General features: G+C 39.3%; 20 protein-coding genes. 8 read left to right on the forward strand and 12 right to left on the reverse strand.

Annotated elements, in window-relative coordinates:
• From D0907_RS08385 to D0907_RS08400, 4 genes are all read left to right on the forward strand, one after another.
• On the forward strand, positions 1-2,928 hold the full coding sequence (locus tag D0907_RS08385; protein ID WP_118844312.1) for a hypothetical protein: 2,928 nt from the start codon (positions 1-3) through the stop codon (positions 2,926-2,928).
• Positions 2,925-3,578: a hypothetical protein gene (locus D0907_RS08390; protein WP_118844313.1), complete on the forward strand. Its 654-nt coding sequence runs from the start codon at positions 2,925-2,927 to the stop codon at positions 3,576-3,578. Before D0907_RS08385 ends, D0907_RS08390 begins: the two co-directional genes overlap by 4 nt.
• A 333-nt stretch (positions 3,579-3,911) precedes the next feature.
• Complete coding sequence (locus D0907_RS08395) at positions 3,912-4,385, forward strand: DUF3653 domain-containing protein (RefSeq protein WP_118844314.1); 474 nt, start codon at positions 3,912-3,914, stop codon at positions 4,383-4,385.
• A 54-nt stretch (positions 4,386-4,439) separates the two neighbouring features.
• The gene (locus D0907_RS08400) at positions 4,440-5,180 is read left to right on the forward strand and encodes a hypothetical protein (protein WP_118844315.1); all 741 of its coding nucleotides are present in this window, start codon (positions 4,440-4,442) and stop codon (positions 5,178-5,180) included.
• A gap of 28 nt (positions 5,181-5,208) precedes the next feature.
• Here D0907_RS08400 and D0907_RS21030 read toward each other — a convergent pair whose 3' ends face one another.
• From D0907_RS21030 to D0907_RS08405, 3 genes are all read right to left on the reverse strand, one after another.
• Positions 5,209-5,364, reverse strand: coding sequence for a hypothetical protein (locus tag D0907_RS21030; protein ID WP_162898037.1), 156 nt, complete (start codon positions 5,362-5,364; stop codon positions 5,209-5,211).
• Positions 5,361-5,522 carry a hypothetical protein gene (locus tag D0907_RS21035; protein ID WP_162898012.1) on the reverse strand — a complete coding sequence of 54 codons (162 nt, stop codon included), beginning with the start codon at positions 5,520-5,522 and terminating at the stop codon, positions 5,361-5,363. Before D0907_RS21035 ends, D0907_RS21030 begins: the two co-directional genes overlap by 4 nt.
• Positions 5,523-5,586: 64 nt before the next feature.
• Positions 5,587-7,158, reverse strand: coding sequence for an ABC-F family ATP-binding cassette domain-containing protein (locus D0907_RS08405; RefSeq protein ID WP_118844316.1), 1,572 nt, complete (start codon positions 7,156-7,158; stop codon positions 5,587-5,589).
• A 245-nt stretch (positions 7,159-7,403) separates the two neighbouring features.
• Between D0907_RS08405 and D0907_RS08410 the strand changes: the two genes are divergently transcribed.
• Complete coding sequence (locus D0907_RS08410) at positions 7,404-8,123, forward strand: metallophosphoesterase (protein ID WP_244223121.1); 720 nt, start codon at positions 7,404-7,406, stop codon at positions 8,121-8,123.
• On the opposite strand, the gene D0907_RS08415 is transcribed toward D0907_RS08410, so the two are convergent.
• The 4 genes from D0907_RS08415 to D0907_RS08430 all read right to left on the reverse strand — a co-directional run bounded on the left by D0907_RS08415 (position 8,112) and on the right by D0907_RS08430 (position 10,399).
• The gene (locus tag D0907_RS08415) at positions 8,112-8,483 is read right to left on the reverse strand and encodes a hypothetical protein (protein ID WP_036968379.1); all 372 of its coding nucleotides are present in this window, start codon (positions 8,481-8,483) and stop codon (positions 8,112-8,114) included. The genes D0907_RS08410 and D0907_RS08415 overlap by 12 nt on opposite strands.
• A gap of 168 nt (positions 8,484-8,651) precedes the next feature.
• Positions 8,652-9,224 (reverse strand): MiaE family protein, encoded by a 573-nt coding sequence (locus D0907_RS08420; protein ID WP_036968378.1) that lies wholly within the window; start codon positions 9,222-9,224, stop codon positions 8,652-8,654.
• 49 nt (positions 9,225-9,273) lie between these two features.
• On the reverse strand, positions 9,274-9,912 hold the full coding sequence (locus D0907_RS08425) for a sulfotransferase (protein WP_036968376.1): 639 nt from the start codon (positions 9,910-9,912) through the stop codon (positions 9,274-9,276).
• Between the two features lie 112 nt (positions 9,913-10,024).
• Entirely contained in the window at positions 10,025-10,399 is a 375-nt protein-coding gene (locus tag D0907_RS08430; protein ID WP_036968374.1) for an MAPEG family protein, read from the reverse strand.
• 131 nt (positions 10,400-10,530) lie between these two features.
• Between D0907_RS08430 and D0907_RS08435 the strand changes: the two genes are divergently transcribed.
• Positions 10,531-11,880: a DUF2254 domain-containing protein gene (locus D0907_RS08435; RefSeq protein WP_065979934.1), complete on the forward strand. Its 1,350-nt coding sequence runs from the start codon at positions 10,531-10,533 to the stop codon at positions 11,878-11,880.
• Positions 11,881-11,884: 4 nt separating this feature from the next.
• Here the strand turns inward: D0907_RS08435 and D0907_RS08440 are convergent, their stop codons facing one another.
• From D0907_RS08440 to ggt, 4 genes are all read right to left on the reverse strand, one after another.
• Positions 11,885-12,601 carry an SIMPL domain-containing protein gene (locus tag D0907_RS08440; protein ID WP_118844317.1) on the reverse strand — a complete coding sequence of 239 codons (717 nt, stop codon included), beginning with the start codon at positions 12,599-12,601 and terminating at the stop codon, positions 11,885-11,887.
• A gap of 147 nt (positions 12,602-12,748) precedes the next feature.
• On the reverse strand, positions 12,749-13,243 hold the full coding sequence (locus D0907_RS08445; protein WP_118844318.1) for a nuclear transport factor 2 family protein: 495 nt from the start codon (positions 13,241-13,243) through the stop codon (positions 12,749-12,751).
• 1,177 nt (positions 13,244-14,420) lie between these two features.
• Positions 14,421-16,115 carry an NAD-dependent malic enzyme gene (locus tag D0907_RS08455; RefSeq protein WP_075593559.1) on the reverse strand — a complete coding sequence of 565 codons (1,695 nt, stop codon included), beginning with the start codon at positions 16,113-16,115 and terminating at the stop codon, positions 14,421-14,423.
• Positions 16,116-16,290: 175 nt separating this feature from the next.
• Positions 16,291-18,048, reverse strand: coding sequence for a gamma-glutamyltransferase (ggt, locus tag D0907_RS08460; RefSeq protein ID WP_118844320.1), 1,758 nt, complete (start codon positions 18,046-18,048; stop codon positions 16,291-16,293).
• 54 nt (positions 18,049-18,102) lie between these two features.
• Here ggt and rrtA point away from each other — a divergent pair, with 54 nt between their 5' ends.
• Positions 18,103-18,717, forward strand: a complete 615-nt coding sequence (gene rrtA, locus D0907_RS08465; protein ID WP_374027194.1) for a rhombosortase — start codon at positions 18,103-18,105, stop codon at positions 18,715-18,717.
• A gap of 78 nt (positions 18,718-18,795) precedes the next feature.
• Positions 18,796-19,389, forward strand: a complete 594-nt coding sequence (locus D0907_RS08470) for a hypothetical protein (RefSeq protein WP_118844321.1) — start codon at positions 18,796-18,798, stop codon at positions 19,387-19,389.
• A 72-nt stretch (positions 19,390-19,461) separates the two neighbouring features.
• Here D0907_RS08470 and D0907_RS08475 read toward each other — a convergent pair whose 3' ends face one another.
• Entirely contained in the window at positions 19,462-21,954 is a 2,493-nt protein-coding gene (locus D0907_RS08475) for a prolyl oligopeptidase family serine peptidase (RefSeq protein ID WP_118844322.1), read from the reverse strand.
• Between the last annotated feature and the right edge of the window lie 96 nt (positions 21,955-22,050).

The following is a 22,050-nucleotide window of genomic DNA, read 5'->3' on the forward strand; positions in this document are numbered from 1 at the left end:
ATGCCAGCATTTACAGCCGAACAGGCCAGTATAAATAACGGCTCTAAAGTCGTACAAATCAACAGTGGCGAGAGTGTCGCCAATATACGAAGCGGTGACTTTTTAGTCCTTGCAGGCTTTATAGTTGAAATAAACCGCGCATTTGTGGGCGCAGCAAACGAGCAGCTTATAGAGCTTGTACAAGCCTGGTCACATAGCACTCAGAGTAACCAATCATGTATTGTTATTCCAACAACAGCCGAGTTTAAAACCGTTGTTGCGGCATTAAATGAAGCCAACATGCTTGTAAATAACAATTATAAAGCGATGCAAGATTGGCAAACTAAAACAGGCACCGTAACGTTTAGCAACAAAGACGGTACAACGACTACAGTTAAAACTCTCAAGCAGATTGAAGCCGATAACGCCGCACAACTGGAAGCCTATCACCCCTACCCGTGGGCCATGCGTAAAGTCGAGTTTGAAGCTCGCCGTGCAGCTAATAATGAAAATTTTGCAGCCAGTGGTTTTGTGCATTTTGGCAAGCATTATGATAACGGAAGTTCAGAATTAAAGGTTGCGGAAGGACTTTATACACGTATAGATACAGCAAATAATTTACGGTTAGGGCGTGTTTCATCAACTTCCCAAGGATTAAGCAAGACCAACCACCCTTTTATTAATGTAAGTGGAGTTGTTACAAAAATTGAATATCTGAGTAGAGAGGACTCGATTTTTAACCAAGTAAAACTACCTCCAGCAGAAGATGGTACGCGAACTTACGACAACGCAACGGGTCTATCAGTCACACACGCCACCTCAGCAATCGCGTTTGCTAGTGAAACAGCCACTAATAAGGTGGTGACTGACCGAGTTGATATGTTTGGCTTTGAACCGTTCTTACGTGAAATTAATGATGCTGACCCGTTTGTTTATAAGTATGGCCTCCCCCAATCATTGGCTACAAGTATAAAGGGTGTACCAACTGAAAGTGACACTGTTCGACCAATTACTTACTTTGCATGGTATGAAGGAGACACAACTAGCCGTGGTAAAGGTGTAAACTGGCAAACTGCCACCGAAGCGCAACGCATAGCTATAGCAAGTGACCTTGAAAACAATATTTACTTTGATGATGCAACAGGTAAGTTTTACCAGTGGTGTGTCCGTGGTCGTAGCTTTGCAGGATTAGGTAATGGTGATTGGTACAGTATAGATGCTAACGTTCCTAATTCACTTTCGTCAGGAATACTCGGATTTGGAAACAATTTAACAAATGCGAGGGTAGATCCAATTGGGCATAAGGATAATCCTGTTGGATCTTTAGGTTCATATTTCTTCTCCCAGACAGTAGGATCTTGGGCAGAAGATAAGGGAGAGACAGGACTGTTCACTGTAAGGCAGTACTCAGCCCCTAACTCGGCAGTGGCTGTCAATGGTGAGTGTTACTTCTTGGTCTGCGGAACAATTAACCGATTAAATAAAGGAGGGTTTCACCCAAGCTTCAATCCTCTAGGCGCCTCATCATACGTTGCAGATACTAGTCAGAACCCTAGACCATGGAATCATCAGAATGTTAAAGGTGCAGGTCTTTTAACATCAAAAGCGGCTTGCTTTGATTTCGGAACAACTGTTGGTCAAGTTTCAGAAACTACTGGATTTATAGGTAACACTCAAGGGGTTTACGGTTCAGGAAGAGAAGATGGTCGTTACTATGATGCAATATATGCCAACGGCCAAGGCGGAGTTTGTAGGGATATGAGATACAAAGCTTCAGAGATTACAGATTTTGATTTCTTTAAAGCTGATAAAGATATTAAGGCAGGAAAATATAGGGGTTTGGAATTAATACCTTTAACTAGAGTTTATGATTTTGCAATTATCTCCCCAGATAGCACCTCTGGAACATATCCTAACCTCAGCTACACCATTGAGAAACTTTATAACAATATCAAAGAGCTAGAAGATGGTGAATATTACTATGTGTATAATAAATCAACGGGTGAGTTGTTTGATAGCCGAACTGTAGATCTTCTTCTGACATCAAGCACAAGAAGGCATTTATATTACCCAACCTCTTGGGGTTCTAGTGTAGATGTTGCTGTGATTTATTATGAATTGACACAAACAACCGTGTCATATTCTTATACAGCGTCAGATATTATTGGTAATCCTGTAAATATCTTACAATGCACAGATCTAAGTAAGGGGTGGATTGGTAGGTGGGTACCATTAATTCCGGATGGCACAAGCAAAGAATTTAAACTTAGAGCTCCTGTACTCTCAAAGGTCTCAGTCAACTACACCACTGATGGGGGGGCAACATGGATTACCTATCCTAGTTGGACATCTCTAGCAATATTTGATGATATTACTAACTCTTGGACAGGTTCTTTTCTGGGAAATGCAGTATATATTTCTAATTATAAGGCCATAGCAAAAATCACCAAAAATGTAGAAAATGATTTAATCTACGGGGGTGTTCAAGGTTTAGGTAGTATGATTTTCGCAAGCTCTAGAGCAAGAGATGAGACTGCCAGGGGCCTTGGATATTCATTAATTAATGAAGTAGTTACTAGTAATAATATCTCATCTGTAGGTGTTGACCAGTCTTACCTAAGTTTGAAGGCGGTACAGTTTGGTGATGCATTGGAGAAGTTAATAGGTTTTAGCCAACTATTAGGAAGCCATGAAGACCTAAGCCTAGCCCCACCAACTAACAACAGTCCGGCCTTCAAAACTCTTAATTATAATGTAGTGAGAAATCAGCAAGGTTTTATTAATTATGCATACACAGGTTTGACTTATGATTCTATAGCAGGGGATTGGGGGGATGACTCTAAAATACATATTGCATCAAATCAAACCACAATTCCCGATCAGAATGGAAATGAAAACCTTATAGGCACAGCGTGTTGTGTAGAATCATTAGGGTGGATTAAAAAATGACAAATAAATTAGACGCTATTTTAGATTTTATCGTTCTCGATGACGAGCAAAACCCTGTTCTTAACGAGCAGGGTTTGCCAACTTTGCTACAAGGGCCAGTAGGCGCGAAGAATATCCCTGAACTTATCGCTAAAGGTAAAATTAGAAATTTAGCACTATTCGCTGAGCTTGAGAGTAAAACTGAACAATGGGGATGGGCTAGCGCCTATTACAATTACTTAGTCGAACTAAACGAAGTTGAACAGTACAACGCTAACTTACCTGCGCCGGTTGCAAATGAGGATGGCAGCATAACGGAAGCAGAAACAAAGCCTTTACCAACGCCCCCAGAGCGGCCAGCGATAAGAACGGTCGATGAAGTACTTGAACCGTACAAGATCACTATTTTTAAACTTGAGCGCCAAAGCCAAATTGATAATGCGATTGTTGAAATATCAACAGGCAAAAAGTTTGATGCAGACGAGCTGAGTATTACGCGACTAGCTAATGCACTAATCAAACATTGGCAGTTAGATGATTCAGATATTATTCCTTGGTCAACTGCTGATGTTGGAACTGGAATAATGATTGATTGTACGAAAGCCGAAATTATAGAAGCACATCAACTAGCGACTGATAACTTTGCTCAAACATGGGCTTTAAACAGCTAAACCCTTCTTTAAGTTTAAAGGTAGTTTAAATCAATTTTAAACTGCCTTTAAATCACTAACCTTACTCTGAATTAATTAAAACTAGCCTTATTTAACATAATTAAGCAATTCTAAAATCTTACGTCTTTTTTTCTAAAAACAATCGGCGGCTTACATTGTCGCCAATTCCCCGTTCAATGTTAAAATCCGTTTTACCCGTGATTTCTATAAGTTTTCCACTTTTGGCTATCAATCTAATAATTTGATTGAAAACCCTTTTAGCAATCTAAAAAAATCATCGTTATTTTTTCCGCGCAGGCTCAGCCTACATACGTTCTTCAAGGATTAAGGATAATGACTAATTTTAAGCAGTTACTTTTTAGAGCTGGGTTTATGAGTTTTGGGCGATTAGATCGCCGCGCAGCAATGGAATTTCTAACTATAAATACGGAGCGCACTCTCGAACGCTGGATAGCAAAAGATAACCCCTGTCCAAGGGCTGTAAAATTATTGGAACAACGTATTAATGGCTCGGTGTCCAGACATACATCATGGAATGGTTTTTATATTTGTCGCGATGGTTACTTATGGACACCAACCGGCAAACGATATGACTCTAATTTCATCAACAAAATTGAGTTCTTACAACGCTCTGTTCGCTATAACGAAAGCCATGTAGATGCTTTGCAAGCTCAAATTGCACACCTGTATGACTTAGTTGAAGCCAGCGAAACACTTAAAATCATTGGTAATGACTTAATCAAAATGAGTGATCAGCTTGCTTTAAAAGATATTGTGTTAAAGTATGGAGATAAGAAAACAGCATAAAAATATGGTTGTACGGTTTCGTGCAACCTTCTACCCAATAAAAACTAGTGTGATATGAAAAAAAATCCAGAATTCAATCCGTATGAAGATCAGATGAAACAAACCCGAGTTATTAAAGACTTGGAAGAAGATCAGGCGAATGAAGATTTCAATACAAAACATAAAAAGAGCATGCAAATTTTAACAATTTCATGCCTTGTATATAATTTTGTAGGTATAGATATAAGTCGTGCAAATATTGGGTTGATAAGTGGAAGTACAATTCAAAACCCTCAAGTCATATCATTTTTTCTGTTTGTTGCTCTGCTTTACGCTACTTCTTTATATTTATTAGCTTTATGGAAGAAAATTGAATACTTTTCAATAATTAATACAACTAATTCAACTAGGCATCATTTTATTTCGGAATTAGAGCAATTAATCATTACAGATAGACTTCCTGATTTTTTACGCAGAAAAAATATATGGATTAAAGATGTAACCATTTTGGGATTTCGTGGAAACAGTTCACATAGAGAGTTCATTATTGAAGGTGTCCCAAGTTCATATTCACCATTAGATATTTTAAATATTATAGACGACTCACGATTTGAGTTAATAGAACCTAAATCAGGTCAGAATTTAGTTGACGGAAATTATCATTATCTATTCAAATTAGAACCTTCAGAGAAACACTATAAGTTCCTTGATAGATATGCGAGATTGCTAAAAATAAATAATGCAAAAAACTTTATTGAATACAGACTCCCATACATCTTAGCTATATTTGCACTATTCTCTTTTCTTTATAGGTAAAAAAAGCCGCATGTTTGCGGCTTTTTTCTTACTTTAAAGCGTCTGTTAATGCACTAACTAATTCATCATCAAGTTTGTTTTCAGTCTTACTAGCTAAGTGCTTAGCTGTAGCTAAACACACTCGTTTTATAAATGCTTCGGTTAGCAATTTAACTACTAAATATTTACCTAATGTCGCTATCATAATTTATCCTGTAATTTCGTTATATCTTCACCATGTTTTTTGATGACTTGCTTTATCCAAGTAATATCTGTTTTCACTGCGGCAACGGTCGCGAATGCGCCGGCAATTTGAACAATGATTACGAATAGCAAATTGATTGAGTTTGCATCGATGGCCATACCCTACCCCTTGGCCGCTATCGTTATGGTTTCAGCGTTTATAATGCAAGGTTATCCATCTGTTTTATAATGCAATTTTCTTATGACAACCAATTCCCTCTATAAAGTACTGGTCATGGCTGACTATGATAAACCCGCCATTAAATGCGTATAATGCATCGGCTAAAAGCTGTTTTGATTCAAGGTCTAGGTGATTATCGGGCTCGTCGAGTAACAAAAAAACATGCTTTTCAATATGGCTTACGATACACATTGCGAGTTTCATTTTTTCGCCACCACTTAACTGTGCGGCTTGTTTATAAACGTCGTCTTTTCTGAAGTTTAAACAAGCAAGCAGTGTTCGGGCTGTATTGTGGGTTAATTCGCGGCAATAGAACATTAGGTTATCAAGCAGTGTTAAGTCATTATTTATTAATGAAAAATGTTGATCTAAATAATAGAGTGGTTGATTAACATGTATCTGCCCTACTCTAACTGGCAATTTAGCCATCATCGTTTTTAAAAGTGTCGATTTGCCGGTGCCATTGGCGCCAGATAAATGTATTTTTTCATCATTATAAAGCGATAAATTTAAGGGGGTGTGCGAACCATTCTGCAATACAACGTTCTCGAGTGTTACTGCTTTTTGGCGTTTGAATTCTGTTTGATTTAAATAGAACTGTTGTGGTTTTACTTGCTCAAGTTGAGATATAAGCACTTGCTTATTTTTAGTGATTTGCGCCTCTCTTTTTGCTGCGTTTTTACTCTGCGATGATTGATTTGCTGAGGCTCTGTCTTTTTTAGCATCTTGAAGCACTTTGGGCTGGCTGCCTGATTTTTGAAGCTTTGTGCCTTTATTCGCGCGTTTTTCTGCTTTTTGTTTATTAACTTGCTGTTGAGCTTCAAGCTTACTTTGTTGTTTTGTCGCTGCATTAAGCTTGTTTTCTAATGCTGTAACATGTTGCTGTTTTTGGCGGGTGTAATCTGTAAAGTTGCCACCATAAACAACTAACCCCAGTGACGATAGTTCCCATATTTCATCAACAATTTCTAGTAACTCTCGATCATGGCTGATCAGTAGTATTTGCCCTGGATATGATTCAATTTGATTTTTTAACCATGATTTACCCTGATTATCTAAATGATTTGAAGGCTCATCGAGAATCAAAATATCGTGGTTTAAGGTAAACAAAGCCCATAATTTTAATTGACTGAGTTGCCCGCCACTTAAGGAATTCGCATGCGCAGTGGCAGTGATGTTTTTAAGGCCTAATTTATTTAATACTGAAGTAAAGCGTTGTTCTAAATCCCAATAACCATCCACTAATGCTAAGTCGTGTTCTGTGAATTGGCCTTCATTAATGGCCTGTAAGGCGTTGAAGTAATGATCAAGCCCTATAGATTCAGCAACTGTGAGGGTATTTAACTGTTTAATGTCGTCGACTTGTTTATATATACCCATTACGCCGCTGCTGTTTACTGTTCCTGACGTTGGTGAGCGCTCTTTACAAAGTAACGATGCTAAAATTGATTTACCACTGCCATTGCGACCAACAAGTGCGGTTGTTTTTGCTGTTAATGACAGTGTTATATTGTTAAACAGACGTTTACCATTGGCATGCTGAAAGCAAAGGTTAAAAGCGTGAAGTTGTGGCATAGTGCCTCCTGTAATACAGGGGCAGAAAGCGTTGGTAACGCAAAGATAATTTACGCGTGTAAAGTGATAGTGAGCAACGCCTACTAACCCTGTTGGTCCAAAGAAAAAATGAAATTGGATAACAGGTTTAGTTGTTCATGTTGGCGCGTGCTCCTAAATAATGAGACTAGATAATATCCAGCCCTTGCCAAAAAGGCAACGAGTTATGTTAGGCTAATACTCATAGATCGTGAAAGGAATGCATTTTGAATTTAGTTAATTGCCAAGCCATTCTCAATAATACTGTGCAAGTAAAACTGACACTTGATGCTAAAAAACGTGTTTTTGTTATTGGTGATTTAGATGCCGACCTACCCAAGTTTGAACGTGCGTTAGCATCGGTAAATTTTAATGCAGCAAACGATATATTATTTGCACTTGGCGATGTTATTGATAGAGGTGCACACAGTGTTGCTCTATTACAGAGGTTTAAAGAGCTAGGTGTTTATATGACTCTGGGTAATCATGAACATATGATGCTCGAATCAGTTCTTGCCCAAGATAGTGGTTATCACGCGTTATGGGTTGAAAATGGCGGGCGTTGGCATTACGAATTAAGCGAGGCTGAACGTGTGGATGTTTGCCTGCAACTCCTAAATTGCCCTCTTTCTTACCTTATTGAATATGCAGGCATGACGATTGGTTTGTCGCACACGGTGCCACAAAATTGGCATTGGCAAAATATCCCTCGCAATCATTCTCAAGCCGTTACCGGCTTACTTTGGGATAGAGCTATTACAAAACAAGGTAAGGTTTTGCACAACCAAGGCGTCGACTTTTCTATTCATGGCCATAACTCGACCCCTCGGCCCTATTGGATTGGGAACACCTATCACATCGATACAAATTATTTAGGCGGTGAGCCAACACTTGTCGAGCTGAGCTCTTTAATAAGCGACTTTAAACAAGCCCAGTCAATGGATTGAAGCAAGTTCAGAGGGGATGTTTTCTTCGAGATACTGCTTGTACTTATACCTTGCGTGCCAAAGCTGTTCATCAGATTCTTGCAGGTAAATAAGTGGACCGGTATTTTTCTTTGCTAAACTGGTTAGTTTAGAATATTCACGGGTATCGATTTTGCCATCGCTAAAGTAACTATTTGAAATTGTTAGAAACTCATCGTCTTTGTACACTTCACTGTGCCAAATAAGAGAACGATACATACTGGCGGTTATTTCGGTTGGCTTATCGTTGCTTTGAAAGATTTTCACTTCAGAGTAAATTGAGTTACCCGTAATTACGATACCAATTAACGATAGCGTTGTGAGAGTCATCATCCATTTCATGCTTTTATCCTCACTATTGATTACTTTAACTATAGGAGGAAAGCGAGATGTTTGATGTTTATTTAATCAATCACAGTTCGAAAAAGTATTTTCAAAATGCTTAATTACTGTTTTGTAAGTACCTATTTTGTGCATAGGACTCACTGAGCCCTATGCGCGTGATACCTTTTAGTGAAGTGCGGCTGTAAACGGAATGCTTTTACAGATTTTGGCTTCAGCTATAAGAATTTCTTCTAGTCGTGTATCTACTTCTTGCTTGTCGAAATACTCGTAGGCAAGTTCGACAAATAAGTTTTTATGCTTTTCTTCAGATTTCGCGATGGCCACATAAAACTCTTTTTCTTTGCCAGCAGGTAGCGCTTCGGCAACTAATGAAAAGCGTTCATGCCCTCTTGCTTCAATAACACCCGCAACGAGAAGACGGTCCATTAAAAACTCGTCGCGGCCATTTCTAAATAAGCCACGAATTTGCTTAATGTAAGGGTCTTTTTGATCGTTACCCAATGAAATATCGCGTTCCATTAATAGCTTGAGTACTTGTTTAAAATGAATCATTTCTTCAAGCGCTAAGTCGGTCATAGCTTTAACAAGTTTACGACGATCTGGGTAATGCGACAGCATTGACATAGCCATACCCGATGCTTTTTTTTCAGCGGCAGCATGGTCTTGTAAAAAGGTGTTGAAGTCCGCTAAGACACCTTCTGTCCATTCAAAGGGAGTGTGATATTTTAATTCAAACATGATAAGGAACAACTTAACTTATAATGGCGGCGATTTTAACGCATTTTGGTTATAAAATCTTGTGATTGTAACCAAGGGATTTATCTATTTTTCCATTGCGGGTTGAGGCTATTTTGTCGGGGTGTTTTATGTCATTCCAAGCCGTTACTTTACCGGCCATATTCAGTTGTTTAAAAACAATTGGTTGCTCGGTTTGTAAAAATGCTTTGAGTGCGTCAGGGCTATGCTCGTCTGAAACATCAAGTGTTAATAGTTGCTGTTTTTTATCACTAAAATAGTTTTGCACTTGCTGTTGATGCCGCTTGTAACATGCAATAAGGTACTCATCTGATTCTATATCTGCCAGTGTGTAGTGGCCAAACACCTCTAAATAACAGCGTTTTAAATGGCTATTAAAGCCGCCATCTTCGCGCATTAAATTAGTATGCATGCGCGCAAGCAGTTGTCTTATTGAGGGGATCCATTTTGATAAATCACGCTGCAAATTAATAAAAATACTGTTTGGGTAATGCTTATCAAGTAACGGAAACTCACTAAAGACGGGAGTGTCAGCTATAACCTCTGCACTTTCAATTGCCGCTTGTGTATACGCTGTGTGGGCCGTTTTATAGCCTAATTGTAAAAAGCTATGGCAAATACTGGTAGTGCCTGTGCGCGGCAGACCTATTATAAAAATTTTATTCTTCATCTTAATTCGTATTAATTATGTTGGCATGAGAACTGGGGTTGCTTAATGAGTGGCGTTTTAACCGAGACATTTTAGTGTCATTGCTAACGTTAGCAATGACACCCGCTTTTACCTACATAACTTGTGTAACTAATAACATGAAAGCACTGATAACCAGTGTTAAAAAGGTAAGTATCATACCAAAAGCACGTAATTTCATTACGTTATCAGCAAGCCCGTAGCTGTGACAAAATCGACCTAGTAGCAACATGCTTCCTAAAATATAACAATAATGACTTGATAGACCTTGGTACTCAACCAAGAACAATAAGATCAAAGTAAATGGCACATACTCTATAAAGTTTCCATGCGCACGAATTGCTGCTTGCAAAGATGCATCACCGCCATCGCCAAGTGAAATTTGCTTGGCTTTACGAATTTTAATAACACGAAAACTTAACTGAATGTATAAAATCGCCAATATGGCGGCAAAGGTTGAAACGATCACTGTATTTCCAATTCTTATTTAAAGTTAGACGCTTAGCACTATTTGTTGCTAGGCTATAAAATAGGTATTTAAGTTAGCACACTATTATGACTCGATAATGATTAATGTCTAACTGTTCTTAAAGGATATGCATGTTTACGCCAAGAAAAATTGCAGACAATTACCGCGAGATGATCAGCAGTATTGGGTTTTACCCATCGATGCTATCCGTTTTATTTCTTTTGTTTGCTTTAATCACAACTGCAATTGAATACGCAGCTATCACAATGGAAGTTAAGCAATTTTTTGCTGTGCTATTAGTCGATAGTGAAGAAAACGCACGAACCATATTGAGTACCCTTGCCGGCAGTATCATTTCGCTAACCGTGTTTAGCTTTTCAATGGTAATGGTGGTACTTAATAGTGCCAGTGCGAGCCTGTCACCGCGAGTTTTACCTGGTTTGATCACTCGTAAATCGCATCAGCTTGTTTTAGGTTTTTACTTAGGCAGTATCATTTACACCATCATTATGTTGATAAACATACGCGCGATGGAAAACGGTGAAATGGGGATCCCCTCTTTGGGTATTTTCTTTTCTTTGCTGTTTGGCTTAGTGTCGTTGGGGTTTTTTGTTTACTTTATTCATTCAATCTCAAAGGCTATCCAAGTTGATAATGTACTTAACGATTTATTTAAAAATACCAAAAATGAACTCACCTGCATTGTCGCAATGCAAAAAGATACCGATGTTAATGAGTTTCCTAACTTTGATGAATGGCACAACATTAAGAGTGAAACAGAAGGTTATTTTAAAGGGGCTCACAGTGATAAATTATGTGCGCTGTGTAAAGAGCACGATATAAAAATTTATATTGCGGTTAAACAAGGTTTTTTCACTGTTAAAGGCTACCCATTCTTAAAGTGTGATAAAGATTTATCAGACATGCCTGAACTTGTTGATGCCCTGCTCAACTGTTTTATTTTTTATATTGAAGAATACATAAGTGACCATTATCGCTATGGTATGACGCAAATTTCTGAAATTGCCGTAAAAGCAATGAGCCCAGGTATTAATGATCCGGGCACTGCGGTTAAGGCCATTGATATGTTAAGCATTTTACTGATAGAACGCCTTAAAATAAGCGATGTGAATTATTCGCTAAAGCATTCAACGAATAATCAACCTTATTTATACTTGCACGAGACATCGTTTGATGAATTACTGCATGATAACTTCACACCGATTAGAAATTATGCAAAAGGCGATGCTTATGTGATGGTCAATGTACTTGAAGCATTTAAAAATATTTTGTTTAGATCGGCTGATAGCAGTAAAGCGACAGAAAGCTTATTTGTTTATTTAGAGGCCATTGTTGAAGACATTAATAAGCATATAACGAATGAATACGACCGTCAGCAAGTAACCAATATGCTCAAGGCTATTGCGCGTATTTCAGAACACAAAGGAAAGGCGTTGGTGGCAAAGTTTACCACCAACTAACTGTTTAATTTTCGATATAATAGACCGCATAGCTACTTGCGATGATGGTTATTTCACCCCCATTGTATGCATCGGGTACATAGTTACTCGGTGCTGCATCAGCCATAACCATTTTTTCAGCTCTCATGTAGGGTTGCACTCCCGTGTCGAGTGGGCTGTTTGAAGCCGTATAAAGGCCTTTTAACTCAACACCATAATCATTGGCAAACTCTTTTGCTGCGGCACGGGCATCTTTAATTGCCAGTTTTTGTGCCTGCTTTTGTAGCTCTTCATATCGGCTCGATACAAACTGTGTTTGATTTATTTCATTAATACCTGAGTTTACGAGTTGTTGAAGTAAAACAGGGTACTGTTTTGTATCAGTGAGCGTGAGTGATAAATTACGAGTTACACGGTATCCAACGAAGTTTTGTTTGCCTGTTTCACGGTTATATTCCGTTTCGCGTTGAATAGAAATATTAGACGCATAAATGCCCTTTTCTTCTACCCCTTTTGACTTTGCAAGCTTTATAGCTTTTGCCATTGTATTGTCGGCTTTATTTTTAGCGGCGATTAAGTCTTTATCAATTTCTACAATTGCGACCGTTAGTTTTACGTTGTCGGGGATTGTGGTGATAGACGCATTACCTTGAATATAAATATGCGGAGCGTCTGGCGTTGCCAAGGCAAAAACATTAAAACTCATAAATGCGGCAATAGATGAAAAAACAAATTTATTCATAACCTTGTTCCTTTTGTATAAACGTGAACTATTAAATACCTTATAAGGTTAATTAGCAATGAACAAGCTTAAACTAGAAGCTTAACGCTCGAAACAACACGGCTTTGAACAGCATTATTTTATGCGCTTTTTATTTACACATCAGGATTAAAACATTGTATTACTGTTTTTAGATTCCTTTGGAACAGACTGCCCAACCCCCCAATGCTCAACAATTTTACCTTCTTCCATCCGAAATATTTGGATTGCTGCACCGCCAAGCGATTCAGGTGTATGTTTTACATGAAGGTGAAGCCAAACAAGATCACCGTCAGAAGCGGTGCGCTTAATGGACATTGAAAGTTTAGGGTACTTTTTATAACGGCTCTCAAACAAACTCAACAGCGCATCACGGCCATCAGGTATGTTTGGTGAATGCTCAATAAAATGTTCGCTGTAACATTCATTACGCAAAATATCTATTCGATGCTTAGGCTCAAGATCTGGTCTATTTTCGAGGATTTCCATGCAATACAGCGCCTTCTTTAAGTTAGATTCCTCTAAAGCAGTTTCTGCGCTACTTTTTGCATTTAATTCACACCCTACAAGGGTTATGGAAATTGCAAACAACACAACTCTAATCGCTATTTTCCCTGTACTCATATATTACTCCTATACACGCTGTTGTCAGAATGTTCATGTATTTCTTGCCCTTAATATGGGCAAAAATGTGGCCAAAATGGAGCTGAGAGAAACAGAGCACTCTGTTAGCCGCAGCACTTTAAATTCGTGCAAGCTTTAGAGTTTATATTCACGTCGCACTTTGTTGGAAAAAATGCCGGACAAGGTCCCCACTTAAGATCTTTGTCTTTCGGCGAAGCCGAAATTGGTTTATCTACTGCACCTGCACTGAATGCTAATATCGTCATCAGTCCAATGACTGCAGTTTGGATCATTTCCTTCTTCATTTTACTCTCCTGAGTTAAAAAATCGGTTAGTTGCTTAATGCATGGCTCTGCGGCAAAAAAAGCGCCCTGAGTTTTGGGCTGGCAGCAGCCACTTAATAGGATTCTTGCTAGGTATCATTTAAAAATAAATTACAGTCTGGCTAATTTATAATTCAGTAAATTGACTATAAAATTAAAGACTTAAAAATACTCTATGTATTACTGTTATCCGTAAAATAACTATGTATGTCACCTAATCGTGATGTAGCAAACTAGAAACCATGCACACGTTGTTATTTGGCTAGGGATGCATGTTGTAGATAAGTAAGATGAAAGTTCGAATTAAACATGGGGTTACCCAAACGACGTTACTTTAATAAGAACGAGTAATAATTAACCACCTTACAGCGATACCTGACGAAAAGACATTAATTCCAATCAATCTTTTTGTAATAAACAAAACAGGCCAGATCTTTACTCGATAAATTTAAAAAACTAATAATATAGTAAATAGAATATGGGTCATTCTAATAAAAATATTAGGTTTTGTGAGGCTGGTTGTTCAGTTGGTATGGCTTACTAACTTATACATTTCACAATGGAGGAATTGTTCTACAGGCACGCATTTTATCCCTTTGAATCCTTGATTACTCTCTTAACGAAGCTGTTTAGCAGAAAATAAAAGCCGATGAAATTGCGTTACTTAATAGCAATTAGTCCAGTATCGACTCATCTTAGCTCGACAATTGTGTTACTGGTATTGGTGTTACTGATGTTGAGTGCATGTATTTTTATACAAAAAAGGGGACCTACTATTTTAGGTCCCCTTTGTCATTTAGCCAAAGCGCGAAGGCTTTGGTTTCTATTAATATTTTAAGTTTAAATGCTTTAGCTTAAATACTACGTCGCTTGTAGTTGCGGTATTCAGGTAACCAATAATTCTTTTCGATAGCAGCCCACAGCGCGTCGTCTGTTAGTTCCAGTGCCACACCTTCTTCCATCGCTTTTTTAGCAACAGCAAACGCAATACGTTTACTCAATGCTTGTATTTCAGTTAGTGCTGGCAATAAGCTACCTTGACCAGTGTTTGCACGTGGTGAAGACTCTGCTAACGTTTCACTTGATACAATAAGCATTGCATCAGTGATACGGGTTGCTTTTGCAGCAATTACACCTAAACCAATACCAGGGAAAATGTAACTGTTATTACATTGTGGAATTGGGAATAACTGGCCGTTGTATTCAACTGGTTCAAATGGGCTTCCTGAGGCGACAATGGCTTGTCCGTCGGTCCATTCTATAACATCTGCTGGCAGCGCTTCTACCTGCTTAGACGGGTTGCTAAGTGGGAAAATAATTGGCTGCGCACACGAGGCATGCATTGCACGAATAACTTGCTCAGTGAATAAGCCAGGTTGACCCGATACACCAATAAGGATATCTGGTTGAGCGCAGTGCATTACATCAAGAAGCGAGGCGTATTCGCCACTGTAAGTCCAGTCTTTTAAGTTTTCTTTTGATTGCGATAAAGCATCTTGGAAATCACGAAGACCTTCCATTCCTTCTGTTAGTAGACCAAAGCGATCGACCATGTATATCTGTGAACGCGCTTGCTCGTCAGAAATGCCTTCAGCAACCATCGTACTGATGATTTGCTCTGCAATACCGCACCCTGCTGAACCTGCGCCAACAAATACAACTTTTTGTTCTGATAACTTAGCACCTTTAACACGACACGCCGCAAGTAATGAACCAACTGTAACAGCTGCAGTACCTTGAATGTCGTCGTTAAAACTACAAATTTCGTCACGGTAACGTTTAAGTAGTGGCATTGCATTCGGTTGTGCGAAATCTTCAAATTGAAGTAGCACACTTGGCCAGCGACGTTTTACTGCTTTAATGAATAGCTCAAGGAACTCGTCGTATTCTTCTTGCGAAATACGTTTATGGCGAGCACCCATGTACATAGGATCGTTAAGTAGTTTTTCGTTGTTGGTACCCACATCAAGCATAACAGGTAAAGTGTATGCTGGGCTTATACCACCACATGCGGTGTAAAGCGACAGCTTACCAATTGGAATACCCATGCCCCCAATACCTTGGTCACCAAGGCCTAGAATACGCTCACCATCAGTTACAACGATAACCTTTACTTTGCCTTTCGTCGCATTGCGCAAGATATCGTCGATTTGGAAACGATCTTCATACGAAATGAATAAGCCACGTGCACTGCGATAAATATCAGAGAACTTTTCGCAAGCGTCTCCCACTGTCGGGGTATAAATAATCGGCATCATTTCTTCAAGATGGTCACGCACTAAACGGTAGTAAAGTGTTTCGTTGTTATCTTGAATAGCACGTAAGTAAATATGTTTGTTTAAGTTGTCGCTAAAACTTGAATATTGTTGGTAACAACGCTCAACTTGCTCTTCAATTGTTTCATAACGCGGTGGCAGTAAACCGGCTAGGTTGAAACTTTCCCTTTCTTTTTGTGAAAATGCACTGCCTTTATTTAATAGTGGCGTTTCGATCAGACCTGGGCCTGAATAAGGAATATAAAGATAATTCGGATCGGTATTTGTAGTCATATTTCCAAGCTTTGATGGCGTCATAATTATGATCTGACATTATTACTGTTGAAGGTTAAATTGCAATGACAATCCACCTTGTCAGACCATTGAAGAAAATGAATTTTATGCTCTAAAAAGCATAAGGCTAAGTATACATGAAAACTCAGCAGCTTTAAGGCTGCTGAGCCTATTTTTAGTGGCTTTTATCACTTAAAGCGATGCCTTCACGGCGTGGATCTGCAGCACCATAAAGTTTACCGTCTTTTAGTTCAACAGCATGTAAACCAGAGTTTAAATCTAAGATGCGAACTTGGTGGCCTCGGTTAACAAAATCGGCTTCGTGGTTGGCAAGTTCGGTGTCTTTTTCAAGACTGGTGTAATTATTACGATTTGTGATACGTGGCAAATTAATTGCTTCTTGTGCATCTAAATCCCAATCAAGAACAGCCACAACAACCTGCGCTACATAATCAATAATTCGGCTTCCACCCGGTGAACCCACGACTAATCGTAAGCTACCGTCTTTGTTAAATACCATTACTGGCGACATAGAACTACGCGGACGTTTACCTGCCTCAACACGGTTAGCGATTGGTTTACCATCTTTCGTTGGCGATAAAGCAAAGTCAGTAAGCTGGTTGTTTAAAATATACCCGTTCACCATAACTGTTGAACCAAAAGCCATTTCAATTGAACTGGTCATTGACACGGCATTGCCTTCGCTGTCTACAATTGATACATGCGACGTTGACGGTAATTCATAAGCGTCATCCTGCGCGTAGGCCAATGAGTTAGGAGGCGTTCCAGCTTCTGCGTGGGCATCTTTTTCGGTAATCAACTTAGCACGGCTTGCTAGGTAATTTTTATCTAATAAACCGTCCGTTGGAATAGCCATAAAATCAGGATCGCCCATGTATACATTACGGTCTGCAAACGCTAAACGTGATGCCTGGGTAAAGTAATGCAATGCTTGTACTGAGTTAGGTGCAAGCTTGGCCATGTCTTTGTGTTCTAGCAACGCTAAAATTTGTAATACCGCAACACCCCCACTACTCGGAGGGGCCATTGAGCATACTTCGTATTGACGGTAATCAACACACACAGGGGCACGCTCTTTACTCTGGTAGTTAGCAAGGTCTGCTTCTGTTAACGTGCCTGGTGCAACCACTGAGTTTTGTACTGCATGCACTAATTGTTTGGCATTATCACCTTTATAAAAGGCATCAATGCCCTGTGTTGCTATGTCTTTATAAAGAGCCGCTAATTCAGGGTTCTTTTTTACAGACCCGACAGCCAGTGGCTTACCATCAGGGAAAAAGTAATCACGAATGACGGGTAACGTTGTAACGCCAGGGTTTAGCTCTTTTGCCAGCAACTTATGCAAACGAGGGGATACAACAAACCCCTGCTCTGCCAGCTCAATTGCCGGTTGAAACAGCGTATGCCATGGCAATTTACCATAACGTTTATGCGCGCTTGCAAAGGCATGTAAAATCCCTGGTACACCTACTGAGCGACCACCCACAACTGCTTCAATCCATTTTACTGCTTTACCATGTTTGTCTAAAAAAAGAGTTTCATCAGCATGGCTTGGCGCTGTTTCACGACCATCGAAAGTGGTTAGGCTTTTGTTTTTGTTGTCGAAATACATCAAAAACGACCCACCACCTATGCCCGATGATTGCGGCTCAACCAGTGTAAGTATCAGTTGAGTTGCAATGGCAGCGTCTACCGCTGAGCCGCCCAGTTCTAACATTTTTTGACCGGCTTTTACTGCATACGGATTTGCAGCAGCAACCATGTATTTAGTGCCTTCAACGACCTGCTTATGCGCAAAGCCTGTTGCGGCTTCAGGCTCACGCGTTTCAACCTTAGTTGGGGCTGCAAAAATTGACGTTGTATAAATTAATGACGAAGAGAGCACAATAAGTGCTTTTGTTTTGAATAACATAAATAAACTTAATCCCGGTGTTTAATTGGCATCTTAAAATTAAACGTGCACAATATGCAAAATTTAAGATACAACAAAAATAACATGATCAACCTTCCTCTGAAACCACAATATGTACTGCCGCCACTGTGTTTAATGCTGATTAGTACCCTTTTTGCTGCGTTTAACTTAAATGATTATTTAGAATTTAACCGTAATTTAGTTGCAGATGGTGAATTTTGGCGTATTTTCACGAGTCAATTTGTACATGCAAACTGGCCGCATTTAGCCTTAAATTGCGCCGGAATTTTATTAATATGGGCATTGCATGCAGAACATACCTCCCCTGCTCGGTATGCTTTTAATACCGCTGTTTTGGCTTTATGGTGTGGTTTAGGCGTATGGTTATTTTGCCCTGATATAAAAATATACACTGGACTGAGTGCACTCTTGCACGGTGTTATTATTTGGGGCGCTGTCAAAGATGTGCAAGCAGGTATGCTAAGTGGCTGGTTGTTATTTATAGGCACCTGGGCAAAAGTAGTGTGGGAGCAAGTTGCAGGCCCTAGTGAATCAGTAAGCCAATTGATTGCGTCAAATGTTGCCATTGATGCTCACTTTATCGGTGCGGTTGGCGGCACTGTGCTGGCTTTGCCTGTACTGATTAAAGTTATTAAACATCGCGAGTAACTTCATAACTTTGCTCGCTTTTTTTAGCTGTGTTCTTTTTTAACACGAAAAATTGTTAATACGAAAAAGGAATTTTAAATGATAAAGAATAATGGCTATTTTTATCTTGGTCTCATCGCACTTTGCCTTTACGGCCCTTTACTGCTTAGCTTTTTAAGCTCATTTATTAATTTACAGTTTATATCGCCAAGGTATATGAGGGATGTCTCTCAGGTAAAAAATATTATTGTATTTGCCTCAGCTATTTTGGGCTTCACCTTATTACTCATGAAATACCAGGAAGTAAGTGCGCTTTTTAAAAATAGAATAATCGCAAACATCACACTTATATTGAGTTTTTTGTATGCTTGCTTGATGATTACTGGGGCAGGCTTAGTTATGTTTCTGGATGCGACCTTCGGCTCACATAAAGACTACATTTATCAAGAACACACACTTAATGACCGTACTTTCTATGTCTATACAGCGGACCCCGGTGCTTTTGGCAAAGCGCATCATTATGTGTATTTAAAGTGCCCTGCATCCTTTAATCGCTATGAATTAGAGTTTATAGCCAAGCTATCGTGGATAAAGAACTTTAAGATGAGCTTAGTGAGCGATGATTTAATTTTTAAAGGCGAATCAGAACAGTATACAAAAGTGCTCAATGTAAGCACATTTCACTGCAAATAGACCCATTGAAATAATCATAATGTAAATAAAAACAGCCACTTAAAGTGGCTGTTTTTAAATTACTTAATAGTATTAAAGCGTTTCTTTAAATAGCTTATAAATACGACGGTATTCATCTAACCAGCTTGATGGCTGTACAAAACCATGTGGTTCAACTGGAAAGATGGCTGTTTCAAAGTTTTCTTTTTCAAGCTCAATTAAACGTTGAACTAAACGCACTGAATCTTGGAAGAATACGTTATCATCAACCATAGGCGCATTAATTAATAAATGACTTTTCAGGCCTTCAGCAAAGTAAATTGGTGAACTTTTTTCGTAGGCGATCGGGTCAACATCTGGATGATTTAAGATGTTAGACGTATAAGGTCCGTTGTAATGAGCCCAATCGGTCACTGGACGAAGTGCAGCACCCGCTTTAAATAAATCAGGTTGGGTAAATAGCGCCATAAACGTCATGAAGCCACCGTAAGAACCGCCATACGTGCCAACAGCTTGTGTATCAACATTCGCGTTTTCAGCCATCCAGCTTACGCCATCGGCTAAATCTTGAATCTCTGGTGTGCCCATTTGACGATAAATTGCAGTACGCCAATCACGGCCATACCCTTTCGACGCACGATAATCCATATCCATGACTACATAGCCTTCAGATGCTAATAGTGAATGGAACATAAACTCGCGGAAGTAACCAGACCAACCCATGTGCGAGTTTTGTAAGTAACCTGCACCGTGGTTGAAGATAACTGCTTTACGATTTTTACCTGTTTCGCCTTCTTTATAGTCAGCGGGGTAATACACTTTTGCGTAAATAGGTTGATCAGTGTGGCTTGAAGGCACAGCGACAATTTTAGGGGCAATTAACTTCTTAGCTAAAAACTCGTCAGACACCGTATGCGTTAACTGAGTTACCTGTGTATTTGCTTTTGCATCAGCAACATATAGCTCTGGTGGCGACATAATTTTTGAGTGAGTTAGCAGTAATTTGCTTTCATCTGGACTTAACTGGTAATCAGTCATACCGTCTAGGTTAGTCACTTGCTCAGACTCACCGTTAGCAGGATTTACACGGTAAATTTCGTATAGACCTGGGTGCTCAACATTTGCTTTGTAGTAAATCGCTGAGTTATCCGCGGTTAATGTTAGGTTTGAAACAACAAACTGACCTTTAGTAAGTTGTGTTGCATTACCATTTAGCGGCTTTTTATAGATATGGCTGTAACCAGACTCTTCTGATAAGTAGTAAAGCGTATCTGAGTTATTTAACCAACCAAAGTCATTGTATGCATAGTTAACCCACGCATCATCGTGTAAGCGGTGTTGAGAAACAAGTGTGTTGTTCTTTGTATCAACAGTTGCTAACCAACGGTCTTTGTTGTCCCATGCTTCAAGCATAAGTGCAACCTTTGAGCCATCGGTGTTCCATTGGATTGCACTTTGATCCCAACCCCAGTCCATCATTAGATTAATTGCACGTGGTGCTTTTTCAGACTTGTAAGTTTTGCCATCACGGGCGTAGTTTTCTTTTTTAACCGCGGCAAGCACATCTTCATCAAAGCCTGGTAATGTGTCGTACGCCAGTGTTGTTTGCTCACCCGATTTAAGGTCAATGTAAATAACATCTGAGCTGATTGGTTTTTCATCTGCAACACGGCGACGTACTTTTTCTGCTTTAACTCGCGCATCATCAGCGATGTAATTAGGCATAATATCGCCTTCATCGCGCCATGGACGGCTTTCGGTGGTTACTGCAACTAATGCTTGGCCATTTGGTGAAAGCTGCACATCGGCTAAACGCTTACCTTTACCTAAGTAAAACTGTGAATTTGCAATGCTGTCGTTTTGCTCTTTGATTTGTTCTTCACGCGCTTCACGATCTTTTTTATTTTTGTGCGTAAGTGCAATGTAATCAATTAATTTATGCTGTTCTTTTGCAATATACGTGTCAGGCTCTTGAACACCTTTAGGTGCATCGTCTAAATGCAGATTTACAAGCTCTACTTGACGACCTGTCGCTAAATCAACTTTATAAAATGCATTACCTTGGCGGTAAGCAAGGTTGCCGTCGGTTAAAAACTGCGGTTTTGATTGCTGTGCACTGTCGTGTGTGATCTGCGTTATTTGACCTGAGCTCAAGTTTTTAACAAAAATATTGCCTTCAAATGCATAGGCCTGTTGCTTTTTATCTGTTGAATAAACAGCATTTTTTGCACCAACAGTGTGTAGTTTATTTAACGCAACTTGAGATGCAGACTGGCTATTAACCGCTTGAACATATAAGTCACGTAATTCGTTACCTTGTTGCTTTTGCGCATAAACGATGCTTTTAGAGTCACCATTCCAAAAAGCGCGCTCAGGCTGACGACCAAGCCAATCAGGGTGAGCCATAGCTTGCTCTAATGTAATTTCAGATGAACCAGTGTCTACGGGTGTAGCAACCATTGGAGCAACTTGAGTAGGACTTACTTCTGTTGCAGTTGAGGCGGTTGTTTGACAACCAGCTAGCATGAAGCTAGATGCGACTGCGAGAGCCACTAACGTTTTGTTAGCAGTGGTTTTGAATTTCATAGTGCTTCTTACAGGTAATTATAATTCGCCTTATTTAAGCAGAAGCACTGATGAAATAGCAATTTTAATAGGATAAACAGCCAAACTTTTCCGTTT

It is taken from the genome of Pseudoalteromonas lipolytica, assembly GCF_003515105.1.
GTDB lineage: Bacteria > Pseudomonadota > Gammaproteobacteria > Enterobacterales > Alteromonadaceae > Pseudoalteromonas > Pseudoalteromonas lipolytica.

Bases quoted from the DNA above. Each gene is read 5' to 3' on its own strand.
- D0907_RS08385 (WP_118844312.1), top strand. From the start codon at position 1: ATGCCAGCATTTACAGCCGAACAGGCCAGTATAAATAACGGCTCTAAA.
- D0907_RS08390 (WP_118844313.1), top strand. From the start codon at position 2,925: ATGACAAATAAATTAGACGCTATTTTAGATTTTATCGTTCTCGATGAC.
- D0907_RS08395 (WP_118844314.1), top strand. From the start codon at position 3,912: ATGACTAATTTTAAGCAGTTACTTTTTAGAGCTGGGTTTATGAGTTTT.
- D0907_RS08400 (WP_118844315.1), top strand. From the start codon at position 4,440: ATGAAAAAAAATCCAGAATTCAATCCGTATGAAGATCAGATGAAACAA.
- D0907_RS21030 (WP_162898037.1), bottom strand. From the start codon at position 5,364: ATGATAGCGACATTAGGTAAATATTTAGTAGTTAAATTGCTAACCGAA.
- D0907_RS21035 (WP_162898012.1), bottom strand. From the start codon at position 5,522: ATGGCCATCGATGCAAACTCAATCAATTTGCTATTCGTAATCATTGTT.
- D0907_RS08405 (WP_118844316.1), bottom strand. From the start codon at position 7,158: ATGCCACAACTTCACGCTTTTAACCTTTGCTTTCAGCATGCCAATGGT.
- D0907_RS08415 (WP_036968379.1), bottom strand. From the start codon at position 8,483: ATGAAATGGATGATGACTCTCACAACGCTATCGTTAATTGGTATCGTA.
- D0907_RS08420 (WP_036968378.1), bottom strand. From the start codon at position 9,224: ATGTTTGAATTAAAATATCACACTCCCTTTGAATGGACAGAAGGTGTC.
- D0907_RS08425 (WP_036968376.1), bottom strand. From the start codon at position 9,912: ATGAAGAATAAAATTTTTATAATAGGTCTGCCGCGCACAGGCACTACC.
- D0907_RS08435 (WP_065979934.1), top strand. From the start codon at position 10,531: ATGTTTACGCCAAGAAAAATTGCAGACAATTACCGCGAGATGATCAGC.
- D0907_RS08440 (WP_118844317.1), bottom strand. From the start codon at position 12,601: ATGAATAAATTTGTTTTTTCATCTATTGCCGCATTTATGAGTTTTAAT.
- D0907_RS08445 (WP_118844318.1), bottom strand. From the start codon at position 13,243: ATGAGTACAGGGAAAATAGCGATTAGAGTTGTGTTGTTTGCAATTTCC.
- D0907_RS08455 (WP_075593559.1), bottom strand. From the start codon at position 16,115: ATGACTACAAATACCGATCCGAATTATCTTTATATTCCTTATTCAGGC.
- ggt (WP_118844320.1), bottom strand. From the start codon at position 18,048: ATGTTATTCAAAACAAAAGCACTTATTGTGCTCTCTTCGTCATTAATT.
- rrtA (WP_374027194.1), top strand. From the start codon at position 18,103: ATGCAAAATTTAAGATACAACAAAAATAACATGATCAACCTTCCTCTG.
- D0907_RS08470 (WP_118844321.1), top strand. From the start codon at position 18,796: ATGATAAAGAATAATGGCTATTTTTATCTTGGTCTCATCGCACTTTGC.
- D0907_RS08475 (WP_118844322.1), bottom strand. From the start codon at position 21,954: ATGAAATTCAAAACCACTGCTAACAAAACGTTAGTGGCTCTCGCAGTC.